This window comes from Nocardioides oceani (genome assembly GCF_030412965.1).
Lineage (GTDB): Bacteria > Actinomycetota > Actinomycetes > Propionibacteriales > Nocardioidaceae > Nocardioides > Nocardioides oceani.
In genome coordinates this window covers 1-276 of the sequence record NZ_JAUHJQ010000177.1, presented here as the reverse complement: position 1 = coordinate 276, position 276 = coordinate 1, and the positions used below count along the sequence as shown (strand labels likewise).

General features: G+C 45.7%; 1 protein-coding gene. It reads left to right on the top strand.

What is annotated here, in order from left to right; all coding sequences use genetic code 11:
• Positions 1-38: 38 nt before the first annotated feature.
• Positions 39-276 (top strand): hypothetical protein (locus QWY28_RS24835; RefSeq protein WP_300955366.1); only part of this gene is annotated, 238 nt, incomplete at its 3' end.

Genomic DNA, 276 nt, shown 5'->3' with positions numbered 1-276 from the left:
AAGATAAGGATTTCACCAAATGCTTTGTATTTCATGATATGGACTGGGTACAGGATATCCTGCATATGTCGGAGCTGGGGCTGTGGAACATGGTGACAGACAAGGATATGCAGAATGTGAAATTTTATATTGACGGGACCATGGCCAGGCTGCTGGGGGCAAAGGAGAATATGTCCCCGGAGGCGTGTTTTGAGTTTTGGTACAAGCGTATCAACAGGGGAAACCATGCATATGTTAATGATGTCATGAACCGGATTGTCCATACGGGTAAGCTGT